This is a genomic window from Metabacillus sp. Hm71, from assembly GCF_051842955.2.
In the GTDB taxonomy this organism is placed as follows: domain Bacteria; phylum Bacillota; class Bacilli; order Bacillales; family Bacillaceae; genus Metabacillus.
Map to the genome: position 1 here is coordinate 4,481,924 of NZ_CM200278.1, position 18,383 is coordinate 4,500,306.

General features: G+C 37.1%; 13 protein-coding genes and 1 pseudogene. 5 read left to right on the forward strand and 9 right to left on the reverse strand.

Annotation, left to right across the window (positions count from 1 at the left end):
* Positions 1–78: 78 nt before the first annotated feature.
* The 7 genes from ACSVDH_RS22220 to ACSVDH_RS22250 form a co-directional block, all read right to left on the reverse strand.
* On the reverse strand, positions 79–1,488 hold the full coding sequence (locus ACSVDH_RS22220) for a family 4 glycosyl hydrolase (RefSeq protein WP_439251838.1): 1,410 nt from the start codon (positions 1,486–1,488) through the stop codon (positions 79–81).
* Positions 1,489–1,691: 203 nt separating this feature from the next.
* Positions 1,692–4,148, reverse strand: coding sequence for a glycosyl hydrolase (locus tag ACSVDH_RS22225; RefSeq protein ID WP_439251837.1), 2,457 nt, complete (start codon positions 4,146–4,148; stop codon positions 1,692–1,694).
* Positions 4,149–4,193: 45 nt separating this feature from the next.
* Positions 4,194–5,474 carry a Gfo/Idh/MocA family protein gene (locus tag ACSVDH_RS22230; protein ID WP_439251836.1) on the reverse strand — a complete coding sequence of 427 codons (1,281 nt, stop codon included), beginning with the start codon at positions 5,472–5,474 and terminating at the stop codon, positions 4,194–4,196.
* Positions 5,475–5,990: 516 nt separating this feature from the next.
* Complete coding sequence (locus ACSVDH_RS22235; protein ID WP_439251835.1) at positions 5,991–8,192, reverse strand: alpha-galactosidase; 2,202 nt, start codon at positions 8,190–8,192, stop codon at positions 5,991–5,993.
* Between the two features lie 58 nt (positions 8,193–8,250).
* Positions 8,251–9,072, reverse strand: coding sequence for a carbohydrate ABC transporter permease (locus ACSVDH_RS22240; RefSeq protein WP_299092823.1), 822 nt, complete (start codon positions 9,070–9,072; stop codon positions 8,251–8,253).
* On the reverse strand, positions 9,072–9,938 hold the full coding sequence (locus ACSVDH_RS22245; protein WP_299092824.1) for a carbohydrate ABC transporter permease: 867 nt from the start codon (positions 9,936–9,938) through the stop codon (positions 9,072–9,074). Before ACSVDH_RS22245 ends, ACSVDH_RS22240 begins: the two co-directional genes overlap by 1 nt.
* A gap of 67 nt (positions 9,939–10,005) precedes the next feature.
* Positions 10,006–11,238 (reverse strand): ABC transporter substrate-binding protein, encoded by a 1,233-nt coding sequence (locus tag ACSVDH_RS22250; RefSeq protein WP_439251834.1) that lies wholly within the window; start codon positions 11,236–11,238, stop codon positions 10,006–10,008.
* 465 nt (positions 11,239–11,703) lie between these two features.
* On the opposite strand from ACSVDH_RS22250, the pseudogene ACSVDH_RS22255 reads away from it, so the two are divergent.
* The 3 genes and pseudogenes from ACSVDH_RS22255 (at position 11,704) to ACSVDH_RS22265 (ending at position 13,045) form a co-directional block, all read left to right on the forward strand.
* Positions 11,704–12,250: pseudogene (locus ACSVDH_RS22255) on the forward strand (TetR/AcrR family transcriptional regulator).
* A gap of 13 nt (positions 12,251–12,263) precedes the next feature.
* A complete protein-coding gene (locus ACSVDH_RS22260) occupies positions 12,264–12,620 on the forward strand; it encodes a DMT family transporter (protein ID WP_439251833.1) in 357 nt (118 codons plus the stop codon).
* Positions 12,617–13,045 (forward strand): YvaD family protein, encoded by a 429-nt coding sequence (locus ACSVDH_RS22265; RefSeq protein ID WP_439251832.1) that lies wholly within the window; start codon positions 12,617–12,619, stop codon positions 13,043–13,045. The genes ACSVDH_RS22260 and ACSVDH_RS22265 overlap by 4 nt, the downstream gene beginning before the upstream one ends.
* A 66-nt stretch (positions 13,046–13,111) precedes the next feature.
* On the opposite strand, the gene htpG is transcribed toward ACSVDH_RS22265, so the two are convergent.
* Together htpG and ACSVDH_RS22275 are read right to left on the reverse strand one after the other, a co-directional pair.
* Positions 13,112–14,989, reverse strand: coding sequence for a molecular chaperone HtpG (htpG, locus tag ACSVDH_RS22270; RefSeq protein WP_439251831.1), 1,878 nt, complete (start codon positions 14,987–14,989; stop codon positions 13,112–13,114).
* Positions 14,990–15,227: 238 nt separating this feature from the next.
* Entirely contained in the window at positions 15,228–16,280 is a 1,053-nt protein-coding gene (locus ACSVDH_RS22275; protein WP_439251830.1) for an NAD(P)/FAD-dependent oxidoreductase, read from the reverse strand.
* A 217-nt stretch (positions 16,281–16,497) separates the two neighbouring features.
* On the opposite strand from ACSVDH_RS22275, the gene ACSVDH_RS22280 reads away from it, so the two are divergent.
* Positions 16,498–17,346 (forward strand): ABC transporter ATP-binding protein, encoded by an 849-nt coding sequence (locus ACSVDH_RS22280; RefSeq protein ID WP_439251829.1) that lies wholly within the window; start codon positions 16,498–16,500, stop codon positions 17,344–17,346.
* Positions 17,294–18,220, forward strand: coding sequence for an iron-hydroxamate ABC transporter substrate-binding protein (locus ACSVDH_RS22285; protein ID WP_439251828.1), 927 nt, complete (start codon positions 17,294–17,296; stop codon positions 18,218–18,220). The genes ACSVDH_RS22280 and ACSVDH_RS22285 overlap by 53 nt, the downstream gene beginning before the upstream one ends.
* Positions 18,221–18,383 lie beyond the last annotated feature (163 nt).

Genomic DNA, 18,383 nt, shown 5'->3' on the forward strand with positions numbered 1-18,383 from the left:
TTCTAAAGGGACAGTACCCTCAAACATCAATATTTGTTTTTGTGAGGGACTGTCCCCAAGTTTTCTTTTTTCCTGCACTTAACTTGTAACTGTTTGCGCCAAGTTCCAACCTGCTAAATATTTTTGAGTATTCAAAAGCATTTTCTCAAATAGTTCACTCGCCTGATCTGGGCTAAGCTGACTAACAAGCGGATCCTGGACAAAGGCTTGAAATGCAAGCTCTTTATCTTTGGTTAGGGCTGCTCGCAAGGTTGTTTCTTGATTATGAATATGTCGTGAGACCATGTTTTGAATTGGCCACGGCAATTGGCCTGCACAGATAGGCAAAATGCTGTCATTTCTGAATAAGGCATTAGTTTCTACAACTGCATCAAATGGCAATCCTTGGATTTGTCCTCTATTTGGCAGGTTCACATTTGTTACTAAGTCACCTAAGCCAAGTAATGCTTTGATCATCTCAACGCCCTCTTCACCTGTTGAACGAAGCACAAATTCTTCTTTGCCTTCTGAAAGTCTCTTGCCTTTTTCGAGAAGTTCTTCTCTGTTATCAATTCGCCATTGGACGTTTGTCAGACCAAACTTCCATTCTTTTACTCGATCAGGACTTTGCAAATACCATGAATTTGGCATAAATTCCGCTAAATGGCGATCCCCCGCTGCGGCAATTAAACCAAACCTTTTAAATAAATCAAATTTCACCCTTTGGGCAGAGGCAAAATGATTGTTCATCCAATGACCCTTTTCTGTTCCCTCATAGCCCTCTTCATAATATTTGTCAACAAACTCTTTATATAACGGGAATAGGTCGATATCTTCATAGGAAGCCTTATCAATCCAAGTAAAATGATTGATTCCTAATACATTAACCTTAATATCATTGTAGCTTACACCTTCAATTCCCTTCATTTCTTTTAGCATAGAAGCTAGCAATTTTTGCGTACCAAATACCTCGTGACAGCAGCCAATGGCTTTGATTTCCGGGAATGTCGCATATAAAGTACGAACACATAGACTCATTGGATTTGTATAATTGATCACCCATGCATTTGGAGCTGTCTTTTTAATATGCTCTGCAATATCTACAAAAATCGGAATCGTACGTAAAGCTCTGACCAAGCCTCCTGGCCCAATTGTATCGCCAACAGATTGATAGATTCCATATTTTTCAGGCTCATGAACATCAGAAGCCATTTCATTGAATGAACCTGGAAGAATAGAAATGATGACAAAATCTGCACCTTGCAACGCTTCATCCATTGTCGCAACAGCTTCATATTTCCATTTGCCAACAACATCCTCACGTTCGTATAAACGATTTCCAATCGTTTCATTCGCACATGCTGCCTCATAATTAATATCATATAGCTTCACTGTTCCAGATAAACTGCCTTCAAGAGCAAGATCACTCATTAGTCCCCATGCCCAGCCTCGAGAGCCGCCTCCGATGTAGGCAATTTGCAAATCTTTCCCCTTCGCTTTCCTATTCATTGAAAAAATCCTCCTTTTTATCTTGTAAGCTATTTACCTTAATATTCGAGAAAAGGAAACGATTACCTTGTTATTTTTGCGATATTATCATTTAATTGTTATAACCATTAATAGCATTTAATGGGTCCAATCTCCAAGATAAGAGATTAATTAGTTCGAAATTCTATTTTGATCATCTTGTCCCTTTTCCTGCCAAAGCGTTTTCATTTTTTACGACATATTTCAAATGAAACCGGACCAAGTAATCCTGACATTAATCGTGCATGGTCCATTTCATTTGCACGATTGTTCGTGACATCCACAGTCAGTTTATTAACACCCTTTACAAGATAAGCTGGATGAACGTCAAATCGATAAGGTGCCCACATTTTCACACCAATCTCATGTTCATTTACCGTCACCTTTACAATTTCATAAGCTTCGCCTAAGTCTAGGTAGATTTTTGTTAATGAATCCATATCTTCTAGAATAAACTGATTCTTATAGGTTATGGTTCCCGAATAGGATTCCATGCCTTCCCATTGAACCCATGATCCCAATACAAGATTTCTTCTGTGATCAATAATCCAATTATGATCGAGCTCAATACATTCTGTTTTAAAGTCAGTAATTACTTCCTCCTCTATCAAGGGCTTTTGAGCAATATCAACAGCAAACACAATCGAAGATCTTCGTTCAACATTCAATGGAGCAACTAATTTACTATTTTTCCGGTGAAGGTTTACTTGTTCTATTTCACCTGTCCAAGCATCCCATTTTTCGACTCTTCCCACTTCTTTCAAGGAAAAAGAACCTTTATAATTTTCTTCTCCTTCATTTACAAAGAAATAAAAGAGCTTACCATCTTTAAGGATTTTACTGACTCTTATGTCATTACATGCAGGGGAAATTATAACTTCTTCTCGGTGAATTCTGGATAGAGCATCAACAACATTATCAGGACTTTGAATAACTTTTGCCCCTTTAACTGTCGAAGATTCATGTTCACCCGTCAGAACGATAACTTCTCCTCCACTTTGAATGAAATGTTCCAGCTTATCTATGACATCGGCTTCGAGTTTTAAGCCATTTTCAATAATCACCGTTTGATAAGATTGGTTCACAATCTCTATTTTTCCATCCCCTAGATGACTTGTTAATAAAAACAAAGCTTCCTCTAGATAATTGAATTCGATTTGATTTTCAAATAAAGGTTTGGCAACCTTCCATGGCAAATGATCTTCTCCACATAAAATTGCTACAGATGTTTGATTTACGGAATCAGTCATTAACCAGCTTAGGCGCTTCATGTATTGAGCAAATGGTTTGTAATACGGCCACCACAAGTTATTCGGACCAACGTCTGGCGGACGTTCGTGACTTCTCCGTTCTCCCTCAATTGAGTAATAAAAGGCGTGTGGACAAAGGAGATTAACCCCTCTGACTAGCAGCCAATCCATATACCATTTCATGTCTCCTGGAGTTAACGCCCATGGACTTTCTTTTGAGCAAACTCCTAAAAATTCATTCAGATTTCTTCGTCTTCCTCTATGTCTTGCTGCGTCTGCTGAGCACTTTCCGGCTGTAGAATGTTCCCCTTCTAACGCCTTTCCATCCTCAGGTGCAACCCAACGCCACACCACATCTTGTCCAGGTATTTGAAAATGGTCAAGCAAGCCAATGTCACTGCTTTTCGCTGGATGACCTGATAAGGCAATACCATGGGTTACACACCAGTCACTTATTTGTTTATAATAAGCTTCGGTTAATCTCTTATTAACAGCCTTACTATAGTTTTTTCGATGTGTTTCTGTTTCATCTCCGGTATGAAACCACAAGGAGGCTAAATGCTTTTCTTTGTTTCCATGCTCCTTGTAATCAGTGAGAAAATCTCTGGTCCAAGGCTTCAAGCCTTTAGTAGACCCTCTTCCCAAAATATCCGGCTCATCAGTAAACATGGCAATGACGGTATTACCAAAATAGTCTTTCAATCGATCGTAGTATCGATCATGGGTGATCTGAATAAATTTTGCGACTGCATCAGGATTTAATAAATCAGCAGATGCTGGTGCATTTTCTTCACCATCGTCTTCACCGAAATGGATACCACGAATATTTCCCCCTGAATACGTTTCGACGAAAACGAGAATCGACCAGTTATCATCATCGGGAGGACGAAACGAGACTTTTCCATTTTCGTAATCTAATAATTGTGATGTTGATAAATCTACTGTTTCCGCTGATTGCTTTTTAACTGCTTGAGCCGAAACGATTGAGTCTCCCTCCGATATATCGATCGTTATTTCATTTTCCGTATCGCAAGGATACTCGATCATTTTTAATCCTCTGCTTGCATATTCCGGATGATCTTTAACGACTAATCCTTTAGCAGAACCAGAAGGATACATAGCTTCATCATATAAAATAACCAACATCCCTAACTGCTTTGCCTCTTCTATGGCTGTGTGAACCAATTCCATAAAATAATCCGATAAATAAACGATTTCCTCAGGGATCCCAATTCTTGGATGTAAAACGAATCCTGTAACCCCTTTGTCATAGAAATCATTGATTTGTCTAATTATCTCCTCTTTCGTTAAGTGATCATTCCAAAACCAGAAAGGAATTGGGGTAAATTCCTCTGGAGGGTGTAAGAATTGTTGATGCAACACGCTTACCATTTTTTAACAACTCCTTTCTATAAGGCGTCTATTGACCATATCAGCTTAAAATTTAATTAATTCATCTACTTTCACTGCCTGGCCTGTATTAAGCGAGATGTTTCCTGCAATTCCAGTTAAAATCGACATCGCTCCATCAACATGAGAAGCTGCACGCTTGAATTCGTCTTCAACAGGGGTTCCGAAAATATCTTGTAAAAGGATAGGATCTCCGCCGCCATGTCCGCCTTTACCTTCGACAACTTCAACCTCATAAGGCTGACCAAACATTGGCATCACCATGATTGATTTCTCTTTTACCTTTCCTTCGTCATCCTTACTGCCGCCTGAATTAATGTAAGACTGTTCACGTATGCGAACTTCAATTCTTCCTTTTGTCCCGTTAAAGGAAACCATATATCCTTCCCATGGTAAATATGCATTTAACGAATAGTTTAAAATGGCTTTGTTTTTGTACGTGACTAAAACTCCAAGTGTATCTTCAATATTAATCCCATCACCAAACACACTTTGGTCACGCTGATAACCATCTTCTTTTTCCGCATCCAAATACAACGCTTTCAAATGCTCATTGGCTTCCAAATCAATCGCGAATGGATCATCCTTCGCATAATCACTTCCATATGCACGTTGATAAAATTGTGTAACACCTCTAGATTCGGCGTTCTCTCTACCATAGAAACGAAGTCCTCCAGATGCATAAACAGTTTCAGGTGTTGTTCCTAACCAAAAGTTCACTAAGTCAAAATGGTGTGTCGATTTGTGAACAAGCAAACCACCGCTATTACGCTTATCGCGATGCCATCTGCGGAAATAGTCCGCACCATGCTGCGTATCCAGCGCCCACTCAAAATTAACGGAATTTACTTGACCAATGACATCATTCATAATGAGCTCCCGAATTTTCGTATTGTGAGGGGCATAACGATAGTTGAAAGCAACGCGAACTTCTTTTCCTGTCCTTTTCGTTGCATCAATAATAGCTTGGCATTTTTCAGCGTCCACTGTCATTGGTTTTTCGGTAATCACATCACACCCTAACTCCAAAGCTTTAATAATATACGTATGATGTGTGCGGTCAACAGTGGTTACAACAACCGTATCCGGTTTTTCTACTGATATCATTTTTTCAAAATCACTGTGTAAGTAAGTGTTAATTTTAGGATGATGGTATCGCTCTTCCAGTAAACGATTTGCATAATCCATTCTCGTTTGATTCAAATCACAGAAAGCAACTAGATTGCAAGTTTCCCTAAAATCCCTGACAATTGCACCATAGAAAAATTCAGCTCTTCCGCCAGTTCCAACTAAGACATATTTTTTCATTAAAATCTCTCCTTTTTATATCGATTGTTACCAAAGAAGGAAGTGACATTTTCTTCTTTGTTAACGTGTGCATAAATTATAATTTTTCTTCTGAACTTCCCCTTAACCAGCATTCTCATTACTAAACTTACTCAAATTTCTGGTCAATTTCACCTCATTATCATATTGATATTTTTAAAACGCTACCAAAAGACGAGTTGTAATAAATTCTCTCTCCTTAAAATAACTCTAACTGTCCTTACTGACAATAGTACTTTTTTGAAAAAGGGTAGCATTTTTTAAAATAGATTGTATTTTTTATATTTGAATATTAACAATAAGATTTGTCGATGAGTAAGAAGTAGATAAATTGTACTCATTTCTATGCAAGCCCTTTCCATCAAAGTTTTTAAAGACCGCATAGAAATCGATGGCTTTAATCGTGAAGCGGACCGTGTATTAACGATTGAGAAGAAAGTCAAATAAATTCAGGAAGCCCTGCACTCAAATAACAATGTGCAGGGCTTTCATTAATTTTTATTCATTTACCACAGCTTTTAAATGCCAGACATAGCTTTGGAAGTCGCCTTTTACTTCTGCCGGGACACTTAGTCCAGCATACTCAAGCTCATCTCCGCCATATTTTTCATCTGTGTTTTCTACTTTATACAACTTGGACGGATCAAGGCCATTTACTTTAAAGCTCTCGAATGGACTATTCGCTTCAGATAGGATGCGGAAATAAAAGACAACCGCTTCATCCTTTTCTTTATTCACAAATGCCCATGCTGCTTCATTTCCTTCGAAAGGATTTAACAACCGATAGAAGTCACCAAATTGAATCAGTTTTCTTATTCCCTTATACTGAACGACCTGATCTATAACAGCTTCTTTTTCTTGATCCGTTAATTTTGTTAGGTCTAGTTCATAGCCAAGGTTCCCCGACATTGCCACATCTCCTCGAATATCGATTGAGGTAAAGCGATGAACTTGGTGATTCGGAACATCGGAGACATGTGATCCCATTGAGCTAATCGGGTAGACAAGACTTGTTCCGTATTGAATCTTCAAGCGTGAAATGGCATCTGTATTATCACTTGTCCATGTTTGCGGCATATAATAAAGGATGCCCGGATCAAATCGTCCACCGCCGCCTGAACAGCTTTCAAAAAGGACGTGTGGAAATGCTGTCGTAATCTCTTCCATCACTCTGTATAGCCCAAGCATATACCGATGTGCGGTTTCCTTTTGCTTTTCAGCAGGTAAAACAGCTGAGCCAATTTCTGTCATATGACGGTTCATATCCCATTTTACATATGTGATTGGTGCACTGCTTAAAATATCTGATACCATTTTTATAATGGCATCACATACATCTTTTCGTGAAAAATCTAGAATTAACTGATTTCTGCTTTCTGAACGAGTCCGATTCTGAACATGAAGACACCAATCTGGATGCTCTCTGTATAGATCACTATTAACGGATATCATTTCAGGCTCAAACCATAATCCAAACTCCATTTCCATATTACGGACACGGTTCACTAAGTCTTCAAGGCCGTTCGGCAGCTTATTTTTATCAACAAACCAATCACCCAGTGATGATGTATCATCATCACGTTTACCAAACCATCCATCATCTAATACGAAAAGCTCGATCCCTAATTCTTTCCCTGCTCTAGCAATTTCTTCAATCTTTTCTGCGTTGAAATCAAAATATGTCGCTTCCCAGTTATTAATGAGTATTGGACGTTCTTTATCGCGGAAATTTCCTCTGCAGAGACGTGAACGGTAGAGATCATGGAAGGTTCTTGACATCCCGCCAAGTCCTTCATGTGAATAAACCATTACAACCTCAGGGCATTGAAAAGCTTCACCAGGCTCTAGCATCCAATTAAAGTCAAATGGATTAATACCTAAAGAAACCCGCGTGTTTTTAAACTGATCTACCTCTGCCTGTGCTAAGAAATTACCGCTGTATACAAGATTCAAGCCAAAAACCTCACCATTATTTTCATCCGTCCCTTTTCTTAGTAAAGCAATGAACGGATTTTGTTGATGACTGCTGGCTCCTCTTCGACTTTCTACAGATTGAACCCCTGATCTGAGCGGCTGCCTTTCTACATGGCGCTCTCTTCCCCAGGCACCAGATAAATGAAGAAAATCAAAATCAGCATCACGGAAATCGATATTTACACTTAATGCACGGCGCAAGTTAACCGTTTTTGAACCATTGTTCAATATTTTTGCCGTTCTAGTGATAACATTACGGTTTTCAAAAACTGTATAAGTCAATTGCACGGTTATATCCGCAATAGTATCTTCCAATGTTAATTCAAGAGTTTCTGCTTCATTCTCATTCTCTACGTATACGGCTGGCAAGCCCTCAAGGCCTGGTTTCCCTTTATAGATGTGATGAGATTTGTAGCGCAAGTCTGTCACGGTTGTCCCATTATCTAATTGAATCTGGTAGGCTGGATGTCTGAAATCTGTATTCCCGTAGCCAGGATATTCCTGTGGCAATGTATCTAATGAAAATGTCCGATCCTTTGATGGATAAGGATTCCCTGAAAAAGCCCGGTCCACAAACTGAAGCTTATTGGAATGATTGTATTGTTTAACCTTTCTCCCCCAATAAAGATGTGATAAATACCCATCGCGAATAATTTGCATCACATAGCTTGTATCTTTTGCTTGTAAATGAAATAAATTGTTTTTTTTATCGAACTGAATGCCCATTTGTTCTTCACTCCATTTCTTTTTTAACCTACAAAAGTAATTTTTCTGAGAGCATTTTTTATTTAATTGCCCCTCTTGTCACACCGCCAATGACCCATTTTTGTGCAAAGACATAAACAATCACCATTGGCGAAAGTGCTAATAAATAAGATGCAAATGCCAAGTTAACATCTGTAGCGAATTGCGATTGAAAAATATACTGAACTAACGGCAAAGTTGAATGTGCCTGATCACTTAAAATAATCAATGGCAGCATAAAGTCATTCCACGCCCATAAACAAGTTAATATTCCGATTGTTGCGTTTATAGGTGTTAATAACGGAAAAATAACCTTCCAAAAAACCCCCCATGTGCTGCACCCATCTACAATAGCCGCTTCTTCAAGCTCGACAGGGATTGAGCGTATATAGCCGACATAAATAAATGTATTAAAGGCCATCCCATACACAATATATAAAAAGATTAGTCCATTTGGATCTGTCATCCCAAGGCTGGAGGTTAATTTGATAACCGGAAGCATAATGATCGGAAATGGGATAAATAATGCACCTACGAAATAATAATACAATCCTTTAAAAAATTTCTTATGAAGATTTCTTGCTATCACATAAGCCACCATCGAATTTGTCAAAATTGTAAAGGTAAGCGTGATAATGGTGATATAAGCACTATTTTTAAAGGCATGAAAGAAATTGGTTGCTTCAATTGCCTTTGCAAAGTTTTCAAAGTGAAAACCCAATGGAAAAGAAAGTACTGATTGTGCCAGTTCCTCAGGTGTTTTCAATGCAATCGAAATTGCAATATATAAAGGAAAGATGATAAACAAGGAGCCTAAGGCAATTAAAACGGTCAACAGCCAATTTGTCTTTTTTTGTTTCATTACATGTCAATCTCCCTTCTTTGAAGTACTCGAATTTGGAAAATAGATATTAACATGATCACTATAAAGTAAATGACAGAGTTCGCAGATTGATAGGCAAACTCTCCACCTTGAAATCCACCCTTATAAATAAGAACAGAGATTGCTTCGGTTGCCCGGCCTGGCCCCCCATTCGTCAAGGCAATAACCTGATCAAATACCATTAAGAAATTTTTCATCGCTAAAACCATATTGATCGTAAAGAAGGGCGCTATCATCGGAAAGGTAATCTTCCAAAACTCCTGCCATTTGTTTGCACCATCAAGATTTGATGCTTCATACAATTCACTTGGCACCGTTTGCAGACCTGCCAAATATAAAATGATGTTCAGGGCACATGCTTGCCAAACAGCCACAATCACGATCCCAATCCATGCTAAATTTTCATTCCCTAATATATTTGTAGATAGAAAACCAATATTAAGTTCTTCCCCAAACTTCGGTACAACATTTGCAAAGATATAGTTAAAAATATAACCGACTATTAAGACACCAAGTACATTTGGTAAAAAATATACCGCTCTGAAAAAGTTCTTGAATTTAATCTTTGCATTTAAGCCCATCGCAATTAACAGACTTAAAATATTTACTAATATAGTCGATAAAATCGCAAATTTAAAAGTAAATCCATACGACTGATAGATATTTTCATCTTTAAAGAGATTAATATAATTTTTGAATCCTACAAAATCATAGGTGAAGCTTAAGCCGTCCCAGTTTGTGAAGGAGTAATATACACCTTGAATCGCCGGAAGTGTATGAAATACTGCAAATAGGAAAACGGCTGGCAATGCCATGAAATACAGTGTGATGTTTTTGGTTTTCATAATATTCCCTTCCTTATTTTGATTAGAAAGATGCAGATATGCAAAATTCCACGTGATCACTGCACTTTTATTGTCGCTCCTGTACCTTTGTCCATTCTTTATCCAATGTCTTTAAAAATTGGTTTACATCTTTATTATGAGCGAGCACTTGGAGCTGCTTATCAAGCCCTACTGCAATTGGCACATAGTGATCAGGGAAATCCAGAAGTGCCCCCTTTTCAAAACTAGGTTTCAATCCTTCTAACACAGGATCTTCTTGAATTACACCTTTCCTAGCTGAGAATGCATTTTGCTGATTGATGTATGTTTTCATATTTTCATCAGCTAATAAAAATTCAACAAATTTTTTAGCTTCTTCAGGATGTTCTGATCTAGAGGAAAACGCAAGCAGTAAATCGACACCTGAAACTAATTTAGATTCCCCCGGTACGTCTGTAACTGGATATGGAAATACACCAAGGTTTATATCAGGATTCGCTTTTTTAATTTCAGGAATGGCCCAAATCCCTTGGAGATACATAGCTGCTTTCCCGTTTGCAAAGGCTATGTTTCCATCGGAATAGGCTTTTCCATACTGGTCTTTGTGGCCATATTCCATTAGTTGCATAAATTTCCCAGCCGCTTCCTTATGACTTTCTGCAAATGTTGCATGTTCCTTTTTCAGTTCCTTAAAGAACTGTCCTCCTTGGGTGTTTGCAGCAAGAGCATTATAAGAAGGAAGGGTTGTCCAAGCATCCTTAAACGTAAAGTAGAACGGTATTTTTCCTGCTGCTTTGATCGTTTCGGCTGCTTCAATGAATTCATCCCATGTAGTTGGTACTTCAATACCTAATTCTTTAAACATATCCTTGTTATAGATCACTGAACTGGCGTTAGCAGCAAATGGTACCGCATACACTTTTTCTAAGCCTGACACATCCTTTAACATTTGTATATATGCAGGCTGGATATCCTTTAGCAAATCGTTATTCGTCACATCTTCGAATATTTGTGCATTGGCTAAATTAGCAAAAGTAAAATTAGCTCCAATTCCCATTACATCAGGTATTTCACGTTTTACGACCCGCATTTTCAAAACAGTTTCAGCATCGGGCGGGTTTGATTGTACAACATCAATTCCCGGGTTTTCCATTTCAAATTTTTTGATTAACTCATCAAATGTTGCTTTTGCTTCTGATTTATACTGAAAAAATTCGATCTTCACTTTGCCCTCTGCATCATCTGCAGAACGACTGGCACATCCAGCAAGTCCTGAAACAACTAGAAAACTAGCCAGTATAAATACCACCACTTTTTTCATTTTTTTGTCCTCCTAACAAATACATAAGCACTTTCTCCATGATTATTATCTTTTCCAATAGGAGCAAACAGCCAGCAACACTCTTTAAATACTCCCAAAACTATCCATCTGTTAAGTCACTCCTATTAGTAAACTTTACTTAAAAAAATATCATTTAATTCGTTTTCTTTTTTAATATTAGCAAAGTTTTTATATGATAACAACAGATTTTTACGATATTTTACTTAATTTTACCCTCATTTCGGTCTTTTTTATTAGTTATATTTACTAAAAACTACAAATGACATAATAAAACATACTAAGACAGACATGATTTAAATTTATTTCTGGCTCTTTATTGATTATTTATATTAAATCCATAAATCTAATTTTTTATGAAAAATAAGTTGAAATTTCCTAAAAAAACCAGTAAATACCGAAGAAACCAAGAAAGTATCTCCGGTACCAAAAAGGGGGCACAATGCTTTGCAAGAGAGAATAATTACTGAAGCAATTCTTCTTATTCAACAAAAAGGTTTTACTTTTACGATTAGTGAATTGGCTACAAGGCTTAGAACAAGTAAAAGGACCATTTATGAGCACTTTACATCAAAAGATCAAATGATCGAGATGATTATTGATAACCTTATTTCACAGATAAAAGTAAAGGAAAAAGAAATTGCAGAAAATGATGACCTGGAGCTACTTGAAAAAATCAATCAAATTCTCTGCTGTACGCCGAAAGATTTTGAAATAATGGATATGCGTTTATTATCAGATTTAAAAAAGCATCACTATTATCAATGGGAAAAGCTCGATTATTTTTTAAAAAAGGAGTGGTCTGTTGTCCTTCAGTTAATGGAGCAAGGAATTGATTCGTCCAATAAATTTACAAGCCTTTATTGAGCTCTATTTAGGTGCCATTAATCAAATCTATGACCCGATTTCTTCTTATCAGCGTCAGCAAACAATTGGAGAGAGGCTGCAAACTATTATGGACATCCTTTTAAACGGCATCATTAATCGAACATAAAGGAGGAGTAATCATGGCATGGGTCTATTTATGCATTGCTATCTTACTTGAGGAAGCTGGAACAACAAGTATGAAATTATCCGAAGGATTTACCAGACTATTGCCAAGTATTTTACTACTAATCTTCTATGTTGGCAGTCTCGGATTTTTAACATTAACATTAAAAACAATTGATGTCTCAGTTGCATATGCCATTTGGTCTGGTATGGGCATATTAATTATTACATGTATAGGTGTTTTTTATTTTGGTGAAAGCTTTAATACACTTAAGCTTCTTTCCATCATTCTGATCATTTTGGGTGTCATAACATTGAATTTTACTGTTGAGCATGAAAAAGCGAGTAGTGAGCAGGTGACTGAAGGGAAATGATGAAATATTTAAAGCCATTTTTCTTAGTAACAGATACAGGGTTTATTCTTTATTGGATTGTTACTTTTTTCAATATAATTCCTAAAAGCTGGGCGTTTAAGGATTATGATCACTCGATTATCATTGCATGGAATTGGTCATTTTTCCCTTTGGATATGTTGATTTCCGTTACTGGACTTTTCAGCCTGTACTTATATAACAAAGGAAAAGAAGTGTGGAAAACATTCGCCTTGATTTCGTTAGTATTGACCTTCTGTTCTGGCTTACAAGCCATTGCCTTTTGGATTTACAGCCAAGACTTTGATATCACTTGGTGGGCAATGAACTTGTATTTATTAATTTACCCGCTGTTTTTCCTAAGAATGTTTATGAAGGACGATAAAGGAAAGGCAATCGAGTCTTCCAAGAGAGTGAAATCCGTTTAATTGAAATATACTTAAAACCCACCCGCCCTATTGCTCTATATAAAGCAAGGGCTGGTGGGTTTTAATTTACACCATTACTTTGCATATATCATTTGTAAACTCAACCGGGTCAGTAATTGGCAATCCTTCAATTAAAAGAGCTTGATTGTACAAGAGATTCGTATATAGGTTTACCTTCTCTTTATCTGTTTCAAACGCATCTTTTAATGAATTAAATACATCGTGATTTACATTTATCTCTAGGACTTTTTCTGCTTTTATATTTTGGTTATCAGGCATAGCATTAAGGACTTTTTCCATTTCAATGGTAACTTCCCCTTCCGTTGACAGACACACAGGATGTGTCTTTAAACGCTTAGATGCTCTGACATCCTTTACTTTATCCGATAAAATATTTTTCATATAATCAAAAAGTTCTTTGCTTTCATTTTCATCCGATTGGTTGTTTTCTTTCTCATCTGCTTCTATGCCTAAATCACCGCTGGAAACAGATTTAAACTGCTTTTCTTTGTAATTCATGATCATTTTGATGGCGAATTCATCGATATCTTCTGTGAAGTATAAAATTTCATAACCTTTATCTGCTACAAGCTCTGTTTGCGGGAGCTTGTCAATTCGTTCAATTGATTCACCAGAAGCGTAGTAAATATACTTTTGGTCTTCAGGCATTCTTGATACATATTCATCTAAGGTAACCATTTTCTTCTCTTTTGATGAATAGAACATCAATAAATCCTGCAAAACTTCTTTGTTGCTGCCAAAATCACTGTATACGCCGTATTTTAACTGTCTGCCAAACGATTTATAGAATTGTTCGTACTTTTCTCTTTCATTTTTCAATAAGCTTTGCAATTCATTTTTGATTTTCTTGTTAATGTTTTTTGCAATAAGCTTTAATTGGCGATCATGCTGCAGCATTTCCCTTGAGATATTAAGAGATAAATCCTCAGAATCAACCATTCCTTTTACAAAGCTAAAGTAATCAGGAAGCAGGTCAGCGCATTTGTTCATGATTAAAACACCATTTGAATAAAGCTCTAAGCCTTTTTCATATTCCTTTGAGTAATAATCAAACGGCAGCTTTTCAGGGATATACAAAATCGCATTATATCTTATTGTCCCATCAACACTAATATGGATATGCTTTAACGGTTTATCGAAGCCGTAATGCTTCTCTGTGTAAAACTTCTCATAATCCTCATCAGTCAGTTCACTTTTATTCTTTCTCCAAATCGGAACCATGCTGTTGATTGTTTGTTCTTCTTGGTACTCTTCTAATTCATTTTCGCTGCCTTCTTTTGGTCTTTGTCCGGAAACATCCATTTTAATAGGGTAGCGAATAAAGTCAGAATATTTTTTGATAATCGATTTTAATCGATATTCCTGTAAGAACTCATCATAGTTTTCATCTTCTGTGTTCTCTTTGATCTTCAAAGTGATTTCCGTTCCGACAGCAGCTTTTTCATGTGGTGTAATTGTGTAGCCATCTGCTCCGGTAGACTCCCACTTATAAGCTTCATCACTGCCTAGCGCCTTGCTAATAACTGTTACAACATCAGCTACCATAAAGGCGGCATAAAAACCAACCCCGAATTGCCCAATGATATCATGGCCATCTTTTAATTCATTTTCATTTTTAAATGCTAAAGAGCCGCTTTTGGCAATTGTTCCAAGATTCGCCTCAAGCTCTTCCTTCGTCATCCCAATCCCTGTATCTGTAATCGTTAACGTTCTATTTTCCTTATCAGCAGATACTTTAATATAGTAACTATCCTTGTCAAAGCTTAATGAATCATCTGTTAATGCTTTATAATAGATTTTGTCGATTGCATCACTTGCGTTAGAAATCAATTCTCTTAAAAATACCTCACGCTGTGAATAAATCGAGTTAATCATCATTTCTAATAGTCTTTTAGATTCTGCTTTGAATTGCTTTTTTGCCATGACAGCCTCCCCTTTCAAAAAGAAAACTACGTAAAATTGAATGAACGTAGCAAAAATTAGTTCTATTAAATGATAACATAAATAATTAGCACTCTAACAATTCGAGTGCTAACATCTACTTTTTTGATATCATAATTCCTTTTATTTGTCAACAATGAACAAAGAAACTTAGTTCTGCATAAGAAACAGGGCTGTCTGATAAGGATTCGCACCTTGAATAGACAGCCCTCATTCTATCTTATGATTTCATCATTTCCTTCACGATTTCTCGATTGCGCTGTTTAAACACTTCATTATGAGAAGAAACCATCCCGATTTTTGCTGCATCTGGCTGTATGAATTGCTTTGCTTTATTCACAGCATTGGCAGCATCCTGAAAAGCACCTGCAATTAAATTCAATTTCCCCTCATGCTTAAGGATATCTCCGGCAGCGTAAATTCCTTCAACAGAAGATTCGCTGACAGCATTTCCTGCAATATAGTATTGGTCCGCCAAAGAAATATTCACTTCACTATTTTTGAGCAATGTTGCATCCCGTTCATACCCGTGATTAATAATGACCTCATCAATGGCCAAATAAGAAACCTCACCTGTTTCATGATTTCGTAATTCAACACGTTCAATGACATCATGATCCTTACAAGCAAATAATTTTGAAATGGATGTATGGAAGAGGCAATCTGCAGAACTATTCATTAGCTGTGTTGCTTGAGCTTCATGACCTGTTAAAGCTCCTTTACGATAGACGAGATAAACCTTTTTGGCAATCGGCTCTAATTCATTTGCCCAATCAATCGCAGAATTTCCGCCACCGGAAATAATCACTGTTTTATCTTTGAAACGCTTTAAGGATTTTACTGTATAATGTAAATTTGTTACTTCAAATTTCTCTGCACCTTCAATTTCGAGCTTTTGGGGATTCAAGATCCCGCCTCCAACAGCCACGATCACTGTTTTTGTATAATGCTTTTGACCAGAAGCAGTATGTAGTACAAAAATACCTTCTTCATCCATGGCAATCGATTCTACTTTTTCATTTAACACAACTGTTGGGTTAAACGTTAATCCTTGCTTGACAAGCTGCTCGATTAGCTTCTCACCAAGAATGGGTGTTTGCCCCCCAACATCCCAAATCATTTTTTCTGGATAGACATGGATTTTTCCGCCTAATTGAGGCTGAAATTCGATAAGCTTTGTTTTCATTTCTCTCAGTCCACTGTAAAAAGCAGAGTAAAGTCCTGCTGGTCCTCCCCCAATGATGGTGACATCAAAAACATCATATTGATTCACGTTCTGCTCACTCCTCCAAAAATTATACCAAGTGATTATCATTCTCATTTAACTATAACTTCATTCTCTTTCTTTGACAATAAAAATGAGAATGATTATCAAAAAGATAGTTGACAAGAGCAACAGATCGAATTATAGTAATGACAGGATCGATTGTGATAATCATTATCATTTATCTTCCTTTTTCTTTACTATTTAAACAAATGGAGGGTACATAATGGTTCGCCTATATACAAAAAACGTAAAAATTGGGTATGGTGAACGTTTAATTGTGAAAGATCTCAGCGTGGAGATTCCAGATAAAAAGATCACGACGATTATTGGTTCAAATGGCTGCGGAAAATCTACTCTGTTAAAAGCAATCACTCGTATTATTCCACATCAATCCGGAACAATTATTTTAGATGGAGAAAATATTTCAAAAGAGAATACGAAATTACTAGCCAAAAAAATGGCGATTCTTCCGCAAACACCTGAGAGCGCAAGCGGATTAACGGTTGGCGAACTCGTATCCTATGGCCGCTTTCCATATCAAAAAGGGTTCGGCAGGTTAACGAAAAAGGATTATGAAGTGATTGATTGGGCACTTGAAGTAACAGGAACAAACGACTTTAAGTTCCGGCCTGTTGATGCATTATCAGGGGGACAGCGCCAAAGAGTCTGGATCGCTATGGCCCTTGCACAGGAGACAAATATTATCTTCTTGGATGAACCAACAACTTATTTGGATATGGCTCATCAACTAGAGGTCCTTGAGCTTTTACAAAAACTCAATATCGAGCAGGAACGTACGATTGTCATGGTTCTGCATGATTTAAACCAAGCGGCCCGGTTTGCAGACTACATCATCGCATTAAGAGAAGGAGAAATAGTCAAGGCTGGCGATTGCGAGGAAGTCATGACTCATGATGTACTAAAGCAGGTTTTCCAGATTGATGCTCAAATTGGACGTGACCCGCGAACAAACAAACCAATGTGTATCACATACAACTTACTAAAAGGAGAACAAAATAATGAAGAAACATCTGATGATACCACTTACCCTGCTCTTGCTGTTAATTATTAGTGCCTGCGGCAGCAACTCAGCGGAAAAAGAAAGCAGCTCTGCTTCAGAAAAGAAAGAATCCGAAACTATCACCTATCAATCTGAAAATGGTCCAATTGAAGTACCTGCTGATCCGCAGCGAGTAGTCGTTCTTTCTTCCTTTGCCGGAAACGTCATGGCGTTGGATGTAAATCTTGTTGGGGTTGACTCATGGTCTAAAGCCAATCCTCGTTTTGAAGAAAAATTAAAAGATGCTGAAGTTGTAACAGATGAAAGTTTAGAAAAAATTATTGAATTAGAACCAGATTTAATTATTGGTCTATCAAATATAAAAAATGTTGATAAATTAAGTGAAATCGCACCTACTGTCACATTTACATATGGAAAAGTTGATTATTTAACACAACACTTGGAAATTGGAAAGCTATTAAACAAGGAAAAAGAAGCACAAGCTTGGATCGATGATTTTAAGAAGCGTGCACAAGAGGCTGGTCAAGAAATTAAAGCAAAAATCGGCGAAGATACAACCGTTTCTGTCATTGAGAACTGGGATAAACAATTATACGTATATGGCGATAATTGGGGACGCGGAACTGAAATTCTTTACCAGGAAATGAAATTAGCCATGCCTGAAAAAGTAAAGGAAATGGCATTAAAAGACGGCTGGTATGCTTTATCTTTAGAAGTACTGCCTGAATTTGCTGGAGATTATGTCATCCTTAGCAAGGACGCAGACACAGATAATTCATTCCAAGAAACAGAAACCTATAAAAATATCCCTGCTGTTAAAAACAATCAAGTAATTGAAGTTAACGCAAAGGAATTCTATTTTAATGATCCACTTACATTAGAATACCAACTTGATGTCTTCACCAAAAGCTTTTTAGGCGAATAATTTATTTTTCAGGAGGCTGTCTTTAGGCGTGAACCTTCAAACAAACAATATAGGATCTTAAACGAGCAGATCGTTCCTTATATTATGTTTGTTGTAGGGGAAGAACCATTAGAGACAGCCCCTTTTCTATTATCCTACTATATAAAAGAAAAGATGAGAGACT